The organism is Caulobacter sp. Root487D2Y, from assembly GCF_001427165.1.
Lineage (GTDB): Bacteria > Pseudomonadota > Alphaproteobacteria > Caulobacterales > Caulobacteraceae > Caulobacter.
The window spans coordinates 943,306-957,747 of record NZ_LMFD01000010.1; the positions used below are offsets into that span (position 1 = coordinate 943,306).

At 69.8% G+C, this 14,442-nt stretch carries 13 protein-coding genes and 1 pseudogene; 6 read left to right on the plus strand and 8 right to left on the minus strand.

Features of this window, described 5'->3' with window-relative positions; genetic code table 11:
• Nucleotides 1–51 precede the first annotated feature (51 nt).
• Genes ASD38_RS14100 through ASD38_RS14120 form a run of 5 tightly spaced genes read right to left on the minus strand, consistent with a single transcriptional unit; the run spans nucleotide 52 to nucleotide 4,310 of the window.
• Nucleotides 52–711, minus strand: coding sequence for a tetratricopeptide repeat protein (locus ASD38_RS14100; RefSeq protein ID WP_056444612.1), 660 nt, complete (start codon nucleotides 709–711; stop codon nucleotides 52–54).
• A 17-nt stretch (nucleotides 712–728) separates the two neighbouring features.
• On the minus strand, nucleotides 729–1,481 hold the full coding sequence (locus tag ASD38_RS14105) for an SDR family NAD(P)-dependent oxidoreductase (protein ID WP_056460800.1): 753 nt from the start codon (nucleotides 1,479–1,481) through the stop codon (nucleotides 729–731).
• Entirely contained in the window at nucleotides 1,474–2,136 is a 663-nt protein-coding gene (locus ASD38_RS14110; protein ID WP_056460802.1) for a TenA family transcriptional regulator, read from the minus strand. Before ASD38_RS14110 ends, ASD38_RS14105 begins: the two co-directional genes overlap by 8 nt.
• 12 nt (nucleotides 2,137–2,148) lie before the next feature.
• Nucleotides 2,149–3,600: an AMP-binding protein gene (locus tag ASD38_RS14115; RefSeq protein WP_056444621.1), complete on the minus strand. Its 1,452-nt coding sequence runs from the start codon at nucleotides 3,598–3,600 to the stop codon at nucleotides 2,149–2,151.
• Complete coding sequence (locus ASD38_RS14120; RefSeq protein ID WP_235523859.1) at nucleotides 3,597–4,310, minus strand: thermostable hemolysin; 714 nt, start codon at nucleotides 4,308–4,310, stop codon at nucleotides 3,597–3,599. Before ASD38_RS14120 ends, ASD38_RS14115 begins: the two co-directional genes overlap by 4 nt.
• A 186-nt stretch (nucleotides 4,311–4,496) precedes the next feature.
• Between ASD38_RS14120 and ASD38_RS14125 the strand changes: the two genes are divergently transcribed.
• The 4 genes from ASD38_RS14125 to ASD38_RS14140 all read left to right on the plus strand — a co-directional run bounded on the left by ASD38_RS14125 (nucleotide 4,497) and on the right by ASD38_RS14140 (nucleotide 9,273).
• Nucleotides 4,497–5,015, plus strand: a complete 519-nt coding sequence (locus ASD38_RS14125) for a sigma-70 family RNA polymerase sigma factor (RefSeq protein WP_056460808.1) — start codon at nucleotides 4,497–4,499, stop codon at nucleotides 5,013–5,015.
• 100 nt (nucleotides 5,016–5,115) lie between these two features.
• Entirely contained in the window at nucleotides 5,116–6,093 is a 978-nt protein-coding gene (locus ASD38_RS14130) for a FecR family protein (protein ID WP_056460811.1), read from the plus strand.
• Between the two features lie 29 nt (nucleotides 6,094–6,122).
• The gene (locus tag ASD38_RS14135) at nucleotides 6,123–8,537 is read left to right on the plus strand and encodes a TonB-dependent receptor (protein ID WP_056460814.1); all 2,415 of its coding nucleotides are present in this window, start codon (nucleotides 6,123–6,125) and stop codon (nucleotides 8,535–8,537) included.
• A 34-nt stretch (nucleotides 8,538–8,571) separates the two neighbouring features.
• Complete coding sequence (locus ASD38_RS14140) at nucleotides 8,572–9,273, plus strand: VIT1/CCC1 transporter family protein (RefSeq protein ID WP_056444635.1); 702 nt, start codon at nucleotides 8,572–8,574, stop codon at nucleotides 9,271–9,273.
• Between the two features lie 45 nt (nucleotides 9,274–9,318).
• On the opposite strand, the pseudogene ASD38_RS25130 reads toward ASD38_RS14140, so the two are convergent.
• From ASD38_RS25130 to ASD38_RS14150, 3 genes and pseudogenes are all read right to left on the minus strand, one after another.
• A pseudogene (locus ASD38_RS25130) lies at nucleotides 9,319–9,537 on the minus strand (hypothetical protein); the annotation flags it as partial.
• A 259-nt stretch (nucleotides 9,538–9,796) separates the two neighbouring features.
• On the minus strand, nucleotides 9,797–10,957 hold the full coding sequence (locus ASD38_RS14145) for a glycosyltransferase family 4 protein (protein WP_056460818.1): 1,161 nt from the start codon (nucleotides 10,955–10,957) through the stop codon (nucleotides 9,797–9,799).
• Nucleotides 10,957–12,180, minus strand: a complete 1,224-nt coding sequence (locus ASD38_RS14150; RefSeq protein WP_056460821.1) for a hypothetical protein — start codon at nucleotides 12,178–12,180, stop codon at nucleotides 10,957–10,959. The genes ASD38_RS14145 and ASD38_RS14150 overlap by 1 nt, the downstream gene beginning before the upstream one ends.
• Before the next feature lie 239 nt (nucleotides 12,181–12,419).
• Here ASD38_RS14150 and kdgD point away from each other — a divergent pair, with 239 nt between their 5' ends.
• Together kdgD and ASD38_RS14160 are read left to right on the plus strand one after the other, a co-directional pair.
• Nucleotides 12,420–13,364 carry a 5-dehydro-4-deoxyglucarate dehydratase gene (kdgD, locus tag ASD38_RS14155; protein ID WP_056460824.1) on the plus strand — a complete coding sequence of 315 codons (945 nt, stop codon included), beginning with the start codon at nucleotides 12,420–12,422 and terminating at the stop codon, nucleotides 13,362–13,364.
• Between the two features lie 132 nt (nucleotides 13,365–13,496).
• Nucleotides 13,497–14,405, plus strand: coding sequence for a LysR substrate-binding domain-containing protein (locus ASD38_RS14160; protein ID WP_056444646.1), 909 nt, complete (start codon nucleotides 13,497–13,499; stop codon nucleotides 14,403–14,405).
• The last annotated feature ends 37 nt before the right edge of the window (nucleotides 14,406–14,442 follow it).

Below are 14,442 nucleotides of genomic sequence, written 5' to 3' on the forward strand. Positions count from 1 at the left end.
TCGGCCCCACCCCGTCGCCGCCGACCTCGATCCAGAGGCGCGAAAAGTCAGCTAGCCGTGCGCCTTTTGATGCGCGGTCGCCAGGAGCGCGGCGGCCTGGGCCTTGCGTCCGTGATCGGCCACCTCGCGCCCCGGACGCGCCGGCGCGTTGACGGCGCGCTGTAGGGCGGTCTCGGCCCCGGCGTAGTCGCCCTGGCGCATCAGAAAGTCGCCGTAGAAGAAGTTGGGATCCACGCCGTTCGGATTGGCGGCCAGGGCCTTGGTCAGGTAGGCGCGCGCCTTGCCTGCGTCGCCGAATCCGATCGGGAAACCCGGAACCTGGGCGTAGAGCGAACCCAGGCTGGTATAGACCGAGCCGTCGCCCAGGGCGGCGGGATTGATCTTCTCGGCCCGCTCCAACATGCCCCGCGCGCTCTTGGCCAGCGACAGTCCGCCCATGCCGCCCGTGGCGCCGGCCTGGGTGGCCGTGGAGATCGCTTCCCAGACCAGGGGTTCGGCGCGGTTGGGATACTGCTTGGCCAGGGCGTCGGCTTCGGCCGCCAGCTTGGCCGCCTGGGCCGCTTGGGCTGACTTGTCGCGAACCTCATAGTTCACGTGGGCCCAATTGCGGGCCAGCCCGTCGACGCGGGCGTCAAACGTCGGATCAGCGGCCAGGGCGGACGTGGCGCCCAGGGCGACGGCCGCGACCACGGCCAGCATGGAAAATTTCATGATCAAGACTCCAGAAATCAGCGAGTGAACAGCCGCGCCGCCTTGCGGTCGTTGGCCGAAAGAGCGCCGTCGACGAGGCGCGGGAAGATGGCGTTGATCCGGACGAACAGGCTTTCGGGAAAGCCGAAATAGACGTCCCGCTTGCGGCCCCGGACAGCCTCGACGATCCGCTGGGCGATCAGCTCGGGCGGGTCCATGTTCATCTGGGTCAGCTTGGCGAACTCCAGGACCGCCGGCGAGTTGAGCGCCGTCTTGACCGCCCGCGGCGCCACATAGGTCACGTCGATCCCCGTGCCCGACAGCTCGCGCCGCAGCGCCTGGCTGAAACCGCGAAGCCCGGCCTTGGCGCTGGAATAGGTGACGAAGTGGGCGAAGTTGATCGAGCCGAAGATCGAACCGACATTGACGATCTGGCCGCCGCCGGCCGCCTTCATCCTGGGCAGGACGGCCTGGGTCAGCCGCACCGGCGCGATCAGGTTGACCAGATAGCTGGCCATCAGGTGCTCGGGCGCCTGGCGCTCGAAGGGCCCGAAGTGCTGGATGCCCGCCAGGTTGATGACGATGTCCCAATGACGCCGGGCGACAGCGGCCGCGGCGGCTTCGATCCCCTCGGGGGTCGAGATGTCGTGATTGAGGAAGGCCGCGCCGTTGGCGGGTTGGGCGCGATCCAGCACGACCACCCTGCCCCCCTCCTCCATCAGCTGCGTCGAGATCAGCGAGCCCAGGCCGCCGGCGCCGCCGGTCAGCAGAATGTTCTTGTCCTTAAACATAGGCCACCCGATCGTGCGGGATCGAGCGGAAGACGTCGGCGAAGCGGTCGAAGATCGCCTTGGCCACCTCGATGATCGCGGCCTGGTCGTCGGGGTCGGTCACCTCGTCCATCAGCTTCTGGAAGAAGACCAGATGCTCCATGTCCAGCGAGCCGTGCGAGGTCAGGTAGCTGAAGCACTCCGGCCCCAGGTTCAGGTTCTTGGCCACCGCCTCGGCGCCCTGGGTGGCCAGGCGCACGCTGGTCCCCTCCAGCACGAAGACCATGCCGAAGAACCCCATCGGATTGACCTTGGCGATGTAGTCGTAGGCGAAGGCGACCATGCGCTGGGTGGTCTCGCGCGGCTCGCCCAGGCGCACCGCCTCGGGATCGCCGCCGCAATGGCGGATGTCGTTGAGGATCCAGTGCTCGTGGCCGGTCTCCTCGGCGATGTACTCGTCCAGCGCGTGGCGGAACCGGTCGTGGGCGTCGTCGAGGCGGGCTTTCGCCGCCTGCATCAGCGGCACCGTGTGCTTGACGTGATGATAGGCCTCCGTGAGGTAGGCGACGTAGGTTTCGCGGGAGATGCGGCCGGCCAGGCCGTCCTGGATCTGCGGCACGCCGGCCAGGGTCTGCTGACCCTCGACGGTTTCGGCGACCAATCTCTGGAAGAACATCAAGTCGGGCTCCTATTGCGAGGCTTCGATGAAGTCGCGGTGACGCGACAGAAGGACCGTCCGACGCGGGCGGCCGTTGTTGGTGAGTTCGCCGGCGGCCAGGTCGAACGGCGGGCGGATCCGCCAGCGCTTGACCTGGGCGTAGTCGGGCAAGGCCTGGTTGGCGCGGGCCACAGCCTGGGCGATCGCCGCCTCGTCCATGTCGGGCAGCAGCGGCACGATCAGCGCGCCGAGCGCGGCCTGGGCCTCGCCGAACACCACCGCCTGGCGGATTTCGGGCTGGGCCAGCAGCTCGCTCTCGACCCATTCGGGCGCGACGTTGCGGCCGAAGGCGGTGATGATGGTGTTGCCGCGGCGGCCTTCGATACGCAGGAAGCCGTCGGCGTCGAACCCGCCCAGGTCGCCGGTCTGGACCACGCCCGTGTTCGGTTCGCCGCCGGCGTAGCCGAGGAACGGATGGGGTCCGACGACGATCTCGCCGTCCGGGGCGATCTCGACGGTCAGGTGCGACAGGGGCCGCCCCACGGCGCCGGCCTTGCGGGCGGCCGGGGTGTTGAGCGCCACGACCGAGGCGCATTCGCTCAGGCCGTAGCCTTCGTAGACCGGCAGGCCCAGGGCGTCGGCCTGGCTCAGCAGCTGCGACGAGACCTTGGCCCCGCCCACCGCCACCAGGTTCAGGGCGGGAAAGCGCGCGCCGGTGAAGGTCATCACCATCAGCAGAGCCCGCAGCAGTTCGGGCACGACGATAAGGCTGGTCGCCTCTTCGGCCGCGATCGCCGCGGCCAGGGCCGCCAGATCGGGCCTGAAGGGATTGTCCAGGCCCAGCGTCGCCGCCGGCAGCACGTGGTAACGCCCGCCGGCGATCAAGGTGGTGTAGAGGCCCGCCACGTTCTCGAGCAGGATCGACAGGGGCAGCAGCGGCAGGTGCCGGCCGGCATAGTCGGCGCCGATCGCCTCCACCAGGGACCCGGCCACGGCCTCCATCTGGGCCTGCGACAGGCAGACGCCCTTGGGCTGGCCCGTCGAGCCCGAGGTGTAGGTGATCTTGGCCGTGCCCGCGGGCAGCGGAACCGGAGGGGTCAGGCAAGGCGTCACGGCGAGCGGCGCGCCCGCCACGACGATCTGGCCCTCGCCCTCCGCCGCCTCGATCAGCAGGGTCGCGCCGGCGTCGGCCAGGGCATGGTCGCGCTGGATGGGGGTGAAGAAGCCGGGCAGCGGCAGGCTGGGCCAGCCCAGGCGGATCAGGGCCAGGTCCAGGATCACCCAGGCCGGCCCGTTGGGCAGGCGCACGGCCACCGGCGAACCCGGACGGACCAGCGGCGCGAAGGCGAACAGCGCCCTCGCCGTCCGGCTCACCGCCTCGCCCAGCTGGGCGTAGGTCCAGGTCGCCGACGGGGTGCTCAGCGCGACCGCCTCGGGCGTCGCGGCGGCGTGGGCGTCGATCGCCCGCAGGACCCGGCTCATTGGCCGACCTCCGGGCAGGCCGGGTGAAGACGGGGGCGGATGTTCTCGACCTGGACGGGCTCGGCCACCAGCATCTGGCTCAGGGGCTGCAAGGCCGGGCCGATCGCGCCGGCCAGCACTTCCGGATCGCGCTCGTAATAGGCGCCCCACTCGGTGGCCGCTTCACCCAGGCGGGACGGCTCGGCGCGGGTCAGGACCTGGGTCTCGAAGCCGACCCGGCCGAAGCTCCGGCGCAGTTGGCGCGTGGCCGTGGCCACGGCGTGGGTGCAGCCGTTCTGGTCGAGATGACGGGCCAGGGCCAGGAACAGGAACATCGAGGCGCCCGCGCTGCCGGAGCCCAGATTGCCGATCTCCGCCACGCCGCCGCGCCCCACCGGCTCGCCCAGCTTGCGGGCGATCGCCGCCTCGACCGGCTCGTCGAGATATTGCTCGAGGAACAGCGGTTCAGCGGCCGCGAACCGGAAGCCGACGGCCGCGTGGATGCGGCCCTCGCCGTCCTGCACGCTCATCAGCGTGGGATAATGATTGCGGATCACGCCGTTGAACGCCGAGGCGTAGGCGGCCTCGAGATAGGCCTCGACCCTCAGGCGCTCCGGACGCATCAGGTGATGAATCGAGATCACCTTGGGCGCCAGGCCGGTGAAGCGCCGCATGCGCGCCTCGTCGAATCGCAGGCTGCCGCGCATGGCGCCGTCGTCCAGCATCATCACTTCCAGCAAGGCCGATCTCCAGGTCCTGGCGAGCGTCGGGACGCCCTTCGATCAGCCAAGACGACGTGATCTCGAAACCTCCTCAAAGGGATTGCGATTGCGCCCGGAGGCGGCATCGGAAAGACTGCGCGGGTCGCCGGATTCCCGGCGTCGAGCGGCCATGGGCCCGGAGCGTGGATCGAGTCCTTGGACGACAGCGACGTCCATCCCCTGCTCGCCTGCTATCTCGAACGGCGGGAGGAGCTGGTGCGCTATTTCCGCGTGCGGCTGCGATCCGAGGAAGCCGCCCAGGACCTGGTGCAGGACATCTACCTGAAGATCACCCCGCCGCCGGCCGCGCCGATCGATAATCCCGCCGCCTATCTCTACCGGCTTGGCACGAACCTGATGCTGGACCGGATCAAGACCCAGCGTCGCGCGGGCCAGCGCGACGCGCAGTGGCGAGACGCCGGCGCCGGCGCCGCGGACTGGGACACGGCCGACGAGCCCCGCGCCGACGACGCCCTGGCCGCCCGCCAGCGCCTGGCCCAGATCGTGGCGGTCGTGAACGACCTGCCGCCCGCCGTCCAGGAAGCGTTCCGCCTGCACAAGCTGGAAGGGCTCAACCACGCGGAGACGGCGGCGGCCATGGGCGTGTCGCGCTCCAGCGTCGAGAAGTACATCATGACCAGCCTCAAGCGCATCCTCGCCAAGGTGGGTCGATGAGGTTCGGAAACATTCTCCAGAAAGTTTGGAGGCGCCTTGGCGTTTGTGGCGTCATTGGGGCGAGCAACGAGGCCTGGGCCTCAGGGAACGGTGAGCACCGATGAGCGGCGCGGACAGCATCAAGGCGATTGACGCCCTGCGCGACGAGGCCGTCGCGTGGCTGGTCCGCGTGCAGTCGGACCAGGCCACGGCCGACGACTGGGCCGCCCTGACCGTCTGGCTGGAAGCCTCCGACGACCATCTGATCGCCTTCGAAGCGGTCGAAAGCCTCGCCGCCGAACTGACGGACCGCGCATCCGAGATCGCCCCGAACCTGACGCCGGCGTCGTCGCGGGTCGTGCCGCTGCCGCGCCGCCGCGCCGTCCTTCCCGTCTGGTCCGCCGCCGCGGCCGCCGCCGTGATCGCGATCGTCGTCGGCCCGATGGCCTGGCGCGGCTACCAGGGCGCCCCGACCGTCTACCAGACCCGGCCCGGAGAGACCCGCGAGGTCGCGCTGGCCGACGGCACGCACATCCGAATGGACGCGGCCTCGACCCTGACGGTCCAGCTGGGCTGGCGCGCGCGGCGCGTCCAGATGGCCGACGCCCAGGCGACCTTCGACGTCGCCAAGGACCCGGGACGCCCCTTCCTGATCTCGGTCGGCGACCAGCAGGTCCGCGTCGTCGGCACCGAGTTCAACATCCGCCACTACGACAAGACCGTGCGGGTGACCGTGCGTCGCGGGATCGTCGAGGTGCGCCAGCCCGCCCTGGGCTCGACCCCGGTGGCCCGCCTCGTGGCCGGCCAGAGCCTGAGCCATGTCGAAGGCGCGTCCAGATCGGTCCAGACCGCCGCCGATCCCGGCCCCGCCTTCGCCTGGACCCAGGGCCGGATGGTCTGCGACGACGAGACCCTGGGCGACATGGTCGCCTATCTGAACCGCCGCTATCCCGTGCCGATCAAGATTTCGCCCGCCCTGGCCGGCAAACGCTTCTCCGGCGTGCTGGAGCTGGGCGACCAGGATCTGGTGGTCAAACGGCTGGCTGGTTATTTCTCGCTGTCGGTGCATCGCACCGACGAACAAATCGAACTACGGTAGCGCCGTCCTGAAGGCTGGAGGGCGTTTCGTTGCGAGCTGACGCATGGCGGCGCTGGGCGCTGGCTTCCAGCTTCGCGTGCGTGGCCGGATGGGGCGGTTGCGCCTCGGCCGCCCAGCCCCGCCTGAGCTTCGACATTCCCAGCAAGCCCCTGAAGACGGCGCTGGTCGATCTGGCCGTCCAGGCCGGCGTCTCGATCAGCACCCAGGCCGCCGCCGGCTGCGCCCCGGCCAGCCGGCCCGTTCGAGGGCGCTTCACCCTCCAGGACGGCCTGACCCGGATGCTGGCGGGCACGGGCTGCGGCTTTCGGATGATCGACGCCGGCGCCGTCGAGATCGTCAGGCTGCCCGCCGCCAAGCCCGTCGCCCGAAAGGCCGCCCCGACGGAGCCCGGTCCGTCCGCCGCGCTCGACGAACTGGTGGTGGTTGCCACCCGCCGCCCGACCCCGGCCGATCGCCTGGCCTACGCCGTCAGCGCGGTCGAAGGCTCGGCGATCACGGGACAAGGCCTGCGCGACGCCAACGACCTGGCGTTCACGGTTCCCGCCATGACGGTGACCAACCTCGGCCCTGGCCGCGACAAGATCATGCTGCGCGGCTTGTCGGACGGACCGCTGACCGGCCGGACCCAGTCGATGGTCGGCCTCTATCTCGACGACACGCGCCTGACCTACAACGCCCCGGACCCGGACCTGCTGTTGATCGACATCGCCCAGGTCGAAGTGCTGCGCGGGCCGCAGGGCGCGCTCTACGGCTCCGGTTCGCTCGGCGGGGTTCTGCACCTGGTCACCGAACCGCCGGCTCCGGATCGCTTCGAGGCCTGGATCGCGGGCAGTGTCGGCGCGACGCAAGGCGGCGACGGCTCGAACGGCCTGTCGGGCATGGTCAACCTGCCGATCTTCAAGGGCCGGGGCGCTGTCCGCGCCGTGCTCTATCGCGACCAGCAAGGCGGCTATATCGACGACGCCGGCCTGAACCTGACGAACGTCAACCGCTCCCTCCGCTCGGGCGTCCGCCTGAACGTGAAGGTCGACCTGGGCGGCGGCTGGACCCTGACCGGCGGCGGGGCCGCCCAGTTCATCAATTCCGACGACACCCAGTACGCCCTGACGACCGAACCGCCCTACACCCGCCGCAACCAGGTGCGCGAGCCGCACGACAACGACTTCGCCGAGGCGCACCTGAACCTGAAGGGCGAGATCGACGGGATCCAGGCGCGGTGGACGATCTCGGCGGTCGATCACGACATCACGAGCCGCTACGACGCCAGCGCCGCGCCGCCCATCGGCCTGGCGCCGGGGCCCGCCGCCTATGACGACGACGACCGCACTCACAGCGTGGTGACCGAAGGCTCCCTGGCCTCGCCGGAAGACGCCCGGGTGCAATGGCTGGTCGGCGCCTTTCTGGCCCGCACCCACCAGGACATCGAGCTGGCGTTGACGCGTCTGGCCGACGCGCCCGCTCAAGCCCTGGCGGAGACGCGGCGCGACACGCTCGACGAGGCGGCGATCTACGGCGAGGCGACCTTGCCGATCGGCCGATCCCTCAGCGCCACGCTGGGCGGCCGGCTGTTCAAGTCCAAGACGCGGGTGACCAGCCTGGCCACGACCCTGGCCGGCCCGACCGCGCCGTTTTCCGGCGCGCTGGAAAGCTCGGGCTTCGCGCCGAAGCTGGTGCTGGCCTACACGCTGTCGCCCAGCGCCCTGATCTATGTCCAGGCGGCCGAAGGCTACCGGGCCGGGGGTTTCAACACCACCGGACCGCCCGGTCAGGTGTTCTCGCCCGACGACCAGGTCGAACCGCGGCGCCGTTATGACGGCGACGAGCTGTGGAGCCTGGAGGCCGGCGGCAAGGTCTCCCTGCTCGACGGCCGCCTGCGTTTGCGGGCCGGGGCCTTCCAGGCCAGCTGGAAGGACATCCAGAGCGACCAGCTTCTGCCCTCGGGCCTGCCCTTCACCGCCAACATCGGCGACGGGCGCAACCTGGGCCTGGAGTTCGAAGGCAGCTACCGCGTGGCCGGACTGCAGCTGGGCGCCAACCTGTTGTTCAATTCGCCCGAACTGGAGAAGGCCAATCCCGCCTTCCCGGTCCGCAAGGACGTCAGCCTGGCCGGCGTGCCCCATCGCGCCGGCGGCGTGACGATCCATTACGACCGGCCGCTGGGCTCGGACCTGACCCTGGAGCTGGACGGCCGCTACGCCTATGTCGGCCACTCCCGCCTCACCTTCGACGCCGCGACCGCGCCCCTGATGGGCGACTACGCGACGGGCCGCCTGGCTGTCGGTCTGGCCGCACCGCGCTGGCGAACGACCCTCGCCCTGGACAATCCGACCAACGCGCGCGGCGACACCTTCGCCTACGGCAATCCGTTCTCGCTAAGATCGACCGACCAGGTGACTCCGCTCCGTCCTCGCACCCTCTCCCTCAGCGTCCGCGTCGCCTATTAGGCGGCGGGTTCGCGCATCCAGGAAGACCATCGCCATGCCTAGGTCCTATCGCCACGCCGAAGCCCACCTGGTCTCGCGGATCGGCTGGCTGCGCGCCGCCGTCCTGGGCGCCAACGACGGTCTGGTCTCGACCGCCAGCCTGATCGTGGGGGTCGCCGTCGCCTCGACCAGGCCCAGCGAGGTGCTGGTCGCCGGGGTGGCCGCCCTGGTGGCCGGCGCCATGTCGATGGCGGCCGGCGAGTATGTGTCGGTCAGCTCGCAGTCCGACACCGAAAAGGCCGACATCGCGCGCGAGACCGAGGAGTTGAAGAGCGACGGCGAGGCCGAGCACGCCGAACTGGCCCAGATCTATGTCCAGCGCGGTCTCGAGCCCGAGACCGCCAAGATCGTGGCCCAGCAGCTGATGGCCAAGGACGCGCTGGACGCCCATGCCCGCGACGAGCTGGGCATCTCCCTGGCGACGACAGCGCGGCCGGTGCAGGCCGCCCTGGCCTCGGCGGCCAGCTTCACGGTCGGGGCGGCCGCGCCGCTGATCGTCGCCGCCCTGGCGCCGGCCCAGGCGATCGTGCCCAGCGTCGTGGTGGTGGCGCTAGCTTGCCTGGCGCTCTTGGGCGTGGCCGGGGCGAGAGCCGGCGGGGCGCCGCCCTGGCGCGCGGCGGCGAGGGTCACCTTCTGGGGCGCGCTGGCCATGATCGTGACGGCCGGCATCGGCCGTCTGGTCGGCACGGCGATCTAGCGCCAGGACGGCGTCGAGGATCGCGCGCGCACGCAGATGATCGATCAGCTCGCCCAACGTCTCGCAACGAGCAAGGTCATAGTCGGGCAAGACGACGTCGCACTGGTCCTCCAGGACGGCGACCAGGGTCAGGAGGTCGTTGGTGGAGATCTCGAGGGCGTCGAGCGGATATGACCGACCTAGGTGACCTGCCTCAAACCCGATGGATCGAGCCGTAAGATTGAGCAGAACCTTTTCAGAGACAGGGTCGTGGGCTGGGGTCATGGTGACGTCCTCCTGCCCCAACGACGACGGGCTGAACCGACCACCTCAAAGGTTATTGCGGAGGCGCACATGTCCTGGATCGCGTCACATCAGCCCCGCCCGCCGATTGGATGGCGACCGCTTATTTGAAGGCGGAAGGACCACCAGAAAGACGATCGTCGCGGTCAGGACGACAGGCGCCATCGGACCATTCAGCGCCAAATCCACGATCGAGCGGCTTGTCGAGAAAGCCGCCAACCGTCGCCCCCCAATGGACGCGTCAGGATAAGGGCGATCCAGACGACGTCATGGAGCGTTTCATGCCACCAGGATCCGCGACGGCCGGCGGCATGGCGTCGCGCCGGACCGGAAGCTGAGCGAAGATTTCGGCGCCCGTGGCGGCGAAGTGCGCCTGACCGAACCGGTCCAGCACCCGCGACCGGGCGACCTCGCCCATTCTCGCCAGCTTGTAGGGCGCGCGCAGAAACCACTTCAAGGCCTTGGCCAGCTCCTCGTGATCACGGGGCGGCACGACCCGTCCCGTCAGGCCGTCCACCACGCTGTAGGGCATCTCGCCCACGGCGGTCACCAGGGTCGGCAATCCGGCCTGCATCGCCTCGTGCACCGCGATGCACAGGCCTTCGCGCCGCGACGGCTGAAGATACAGGTGCAGCCCGGCCAGGAACTCGCGCGGCGTGTCGCAGAACCCGGTGAGGAAGACGTTGTCCAGACCGGCCCGGTCGATCATGGCCTGCAGCCGTTCCCGTTGCGCGCCCTCCCCGGCGATCCGGACCTCGAACGGCGTGGGAGACCTAAAGCCGGTGTCGCGCAGATGCGCCAGGGCCTTGATGAGCACGTCATAGCCCTTGGCGGAATGCAGGCGCCCGAGGGCGCCCAGCCGCAGCGTCTCGCCGGGCCGCCAGGGCCTGGCCTGGGGCGCGGCCGGATCAGCGGCGAACAGAGGCCAGGTGGCCAGACGGTCGGCCTTCACCTTCAGGCGCGAGGCCGTCAGGGCCGTGACGCTGTGGGAGTCGCCGATCCAGAGGCCCGACAACCGCCGCGTCGCGCGCAGCAGCAGACGGTTGGCCGGCTTCAGGAACGCGTTGTGCTGCCAGCTGACCACCGGCACGCCGCGGCGCAGGCCGACGATCTGGCCCAGCAGCGTGGCGCGGGTCAGCGAGGTCCACAGCAGGTCGGGCTGTTCCTCGGCGACGAGCCGGTCCAGCCAAGCCAGGGCGTCGAGATGATCCTTCTCGCCGCCGGGCCGGACACGAACGCCCAGGCCTTCCCGGATCATCGGCGGCAACGCCCGGCCGTCGCGCCGGGTCAGGGCCAGGATTTCGACCCTCGCGCCCTGGGCCGCGAGCACCTTGGCCACGGCCGGGACCGGCAGGGCCGCCCCGCCGCCCTCGAGGGAGTTGATCACGTAGAAGATCCGCATCAGAACGTCCCCGTTCGGGTTAGGGCCGCGTCGTCGAGGCCGACCGCCTCCGGGGCGGGCCAGGCCTGTCCGGCGAACCGCGCCACGGCCCGGGCCGCGCGCTCGGCCGAGGGCTCGTCGGTCAGGTCGAAGCTCTGGTTGAACAGGGCCTCCTGCACCGGCCGCCAGACGGTCTCGTGCTCCCGGCGGGACCGCTCCATGGCGGAGCCCAGATCGGCGAGGTCCTCGATCACCGGCCCCGCGCGCCAATGGCCGAAGTTGGGATCGCCGGCCCAGGCGATGCGGTGACTGTTGAGGAAGACGCAGGGCCGGGGCTTGAGCATGAACTCGTAGACCTGGCTGCTGACGTCGCCGAGATAGAGATCGGCGCGCTGGGTGTAGGCCATGGTCGTCGAGGCCCGGCTGCCAAGGTCGATGTGGATGTTGGGCGCGCGCAGATAGCGCTCTTCGATCCGCCCGGCGCGGTCGAGCCGCAGCTTGTCGATCGTCGCCACGAAAGGCCGCTCGAACAGCATCACGTGCGGCGCGAAGATCAGGTGGTGATCGTCGTGCTCGACGAACCAGTCCAGCACCCGGCGACCGTCCTGGTACCAGGACGACAGGTGCGGCGAGACATGCGGATTGTAGAGCACCACCGGCCGGCCGTCGTCGAGCAGCGGATGGGTCGTTCGCCGCGCCGGCAAGAGATCGAACTTCGGATAGCCGACGATCGAGATCCTCGCGGGATCGACGCCGGTCTCGTGAACCAGCCGGTCGCGGATCTTGCGCCCGGAAACCAGGACATGGTCGAAGCCCGCGCTGGCCTTGTCGAACCCGATGGCCCGATCGCCGGCGCCGTGGCGCGTGTGGATGATCTTGAGGTCCCGCAGGCCATGGCGGGTCTTGAGGATCAGCGAGGTCTTTTCGGCGACCACCAGGACGTCGAGCGACCGGAAGAAGTCGAGGTTGTCGCCGTAGATCAGCAGTTTTGTCGCCGGCAGCACGGCCTCGGTCGTGGCGGCCAGCAGTCTGGACGCGCGCCGGGTCAGGTCCAGTTCGACCAGGCTGACGCCATGACCGACCAGGCCGCCGCCCAACCGGATCACCTCGGCGGTCAGCCGCCGGTTGGTGGTGGCGACCACGATCTCCAGATCGCGACCGCCTCGGGCCAGGGCCAGCGCGATCGGCAGGCTGTGGGCCACCTGATGGATCTGATCGTGATTGAAGAGAAATCCGATGCGCATGGCCCAACGACGCCATGCCCCTCGAAGTCCCTCAAAAAACATTCAACGCGCAAGACGGCCCGCGCTCGGACCGTCGGCGGCCCGGGAAGCTCATCAAGCCAAAAGCCGCATCGGTCGATAGCGCCTTTGGCTTAGACCCAACGCCGGCGCCGCCATAGGTTTCCCTCAGTGAACGGTCACGCGGCCAGGACGCCGCGACGCCTCGCGGGCGACAAGGACCGACGACGAGCGAGGAATTTATGACCAGAGTGACCCCGTCCGAGATGGCCAAGCAGATCGGCGGAGGACTCCTGTCGTTCCCCGTCACCCATTTCGACGCTCAGCACCAGTTCACCGAAGCCCCCTATCGCGAGCATTGCGCCTGGATGCTGCGGCACGAGCTGGCCGGCCTGTTCGCGGCGGGCGGCACCGGCGAGTTCTTCTCCCTGACGCCGCCCGAAGTGGCCAAGGTGGTCAAGGCCGCCGTCGAGGAGACGGCCGGCAAGATCCCCGTCGTGGCCGGCTGCGGCTATGGCACCGCCATCGCGGTCGACCTGGCCAAGGCGGCCCATGAAGCCGGCGCCGACGGCCTGCTGTTGCTTCCGCCCTACCTGATGAACTCCACCCAGGAAGGCCTGGCCGCCCACGTCGAGGCGGTGTGCAAGGCCACGCCGCTGGGCGTGATCGTCTATAACCGCGACAACGCCATCCTGACCGAGGACACCCTCGAGAAGCTCTGCGACCGCAACCCCAACCTCGTCGGCTTCAAGGACGGGGTCGGCGACATCGAGCTGATGATGCGGGTCTATGCCCGCATGGGTGATCGCCTGACCTATATCGGCGGCCTGCCGACGGCCGAGACCTTCGCCTTGCCCTATCTGCAGATGGGCGTGACCACCTATTCCTCGGCGATCTTCAACTTCATGCCGGAGTGGGCGCTGCACTTCTACAAGTCGGTCCGCGCCCAGGACCACGCCGCCGTCATGGCCGGCCTGAGCGACTTCGTCCTGCCCTATATCAACCTGCGCAACCGCGGACGCGGCTATGCGGTGTCGATCGTCAAGGCCGGCATGAGCGTCATAGGCCGCGACGCCGGCCCAGTGCGCACGCCGTTGACCGACCTGACCGACGCCGAGCGCGCCGAATTGAAAGTCCTGATCGACCGCGCCCAAGGCGGCGTCCCGCGGCTCGCGGCGCGGGGCTAGGCCCCGGTCGGCGGTCGCGGTCCGATGAGCGATGCGGCGGTCAAGCGGGCCAAGCCCCTGGGAACGGCTACCGCCCCCGCCGGCGATCGCCTAGTTTCGCCGATCCATGGGATCACGAGCGGGCGGTTTCCGATGTTCGAACTCAGTCAGCTGCGCTGCTTCGTGGCCACCGCCGAGGAGCTGCATTTCGGCCGCGCCGCCCAGCGGTTGAACATGACCCAGCCGCCGCTCAGCCGGCAGGTCCAGTTGCTGGAGCGGATCCTGGGCGTCACCCTGCTGGACCGCACCAGCCGCTCGGTGCGGCTGACGCCGGCGGGGCGCGCCTTTCTGCTGGAGGCTCGCCGCATCCTGCGGCTGGCCGAGAGCGCGGCCCTGGCCACGCGCCGCATCGCGGTGGGCGACGCCGGCGAGGTCGCCATCGGCTTCACCGCCGCCTCGGGCTACAACTTCTTGCCGCGCCTGGTGATCCTGTCCCGCGCCAGATTGCCCAACGCCGACCTGACCCTGCGCGAGATGGTCACCCGCGAACAGGTCGAGGCCCTGCTGACCGGCCGCATCGACGTCGGCCTGGTCCGCCCGCCGATGGAGCGCGCCGAGTTCGCCACGGCCCGGGTGCTGACCGAGCCCCTGGTCGCCGCCCTGCCCACCGGCGACGCCCGCCTGGCCAAGGCGTTCCTGACCCTGGCCGACTTCGACGACGCTCCGCTGATCATGTATTCGGCCGAGGGCGCGGGCTATTTCCACAACATGTTGACGACCCTGTTCGACGCCAACGGCGTGTCGCCCAACTACGTCCAGCACGTCACCCAGATCCATTCGATGCTGGCCCTCGTCCATGCCGGCCTCGGCGCGGCCCTGGTGCCCGAGGCGGCGATGAGCCTGCATTTCGACGACGTGCAGTTCCGGCCGGTCGCCACCACGCCCGACCGACCGGTCGAGCTCTACATGGCTTGGCGCAAGGACAATGACAGCCCGATCCTGCAGTCGTTCATCGACCTGTGCATGGCCGAGGCCTCGCCGGCGGAGACCGTCGCCGACTAGCCGCCCTCTCCTCGGGAGCGGGCCAAGAAACTTGGGG

Bases quoted from the DNA above. Each gene is read 5' to 3' on its own strand.
- ASD38_RS14100 (WP_056444612.1), bottom strand. From the start codon at position 711: ATGAAATTTTCCATGCTGGCCGTGGTCGCGGCCGTCGCCCTGGGCGCC.
- ASD38_RS14105 (WP_056460800.1), bottom strand. From the start codon at position 1,481: ATGTTTAAGGACAAGAACATTCTGCTGACCGGCGGCGCCGGCGGCCTG.
- ASD38_RS14110 (WP_056460802.1), bottom strand. From the start codon at position 2,136: ATGTTCTTCCAGAGATTGGTCGCCGAAACCGTCGAGGGTCAGCAGACC.
- ASD38_RS14115 (WP_056444621.1), bottom strand. From the start codon at position 3,600: ATGAGCCGGGTCCTGCGGGCGATCGACGCCCACGCCGCCGCGACGCCC.
- ASD38_RS14130 (WP_056460811.1), top strand. From the start codon at position 5,116: ATGAGCGGCGCGGACAGCATCAAGGCGATTGACGCCCTGCGCGACGAG.
- ASD38_RS14140 (WP_056444635.1), top strand. From the start codon at position 8,572: ATGCCTAGGTCCTATCGCCACGCCGAAGCCCACCTGGTCTCGCGGATC.
- ASD38_RS14145 (WP_056460818.1), bottom strand. From the start codon at position 10,957: ATGCGGATCTTCTACGTGATCAACTCCCTCGAGGGCGGCGGGGCGGCC.
- ASD38_RS14150 (WP_056460821.1), bottom strand. From the start codon at position 12,180: ATGCGCATCGGATTTCTCTTCAATCACGATCAGATCCATCAGGTGGCC.
- kdgD (WP_056460824.1), top strand. From the start codon at position 12,420: ATGACCAGAGTGACCCCGTCCGAGATGGCCAAGCAGATCGGCGGAGGA.
- ASD38_RS14160 (WP_056444646.1), top strand. From the start codon at position 13,497: ATGTTCGAACTCAGTCAGCTGCGCTGCTTCGTGGCCACCGCCGAGGAG.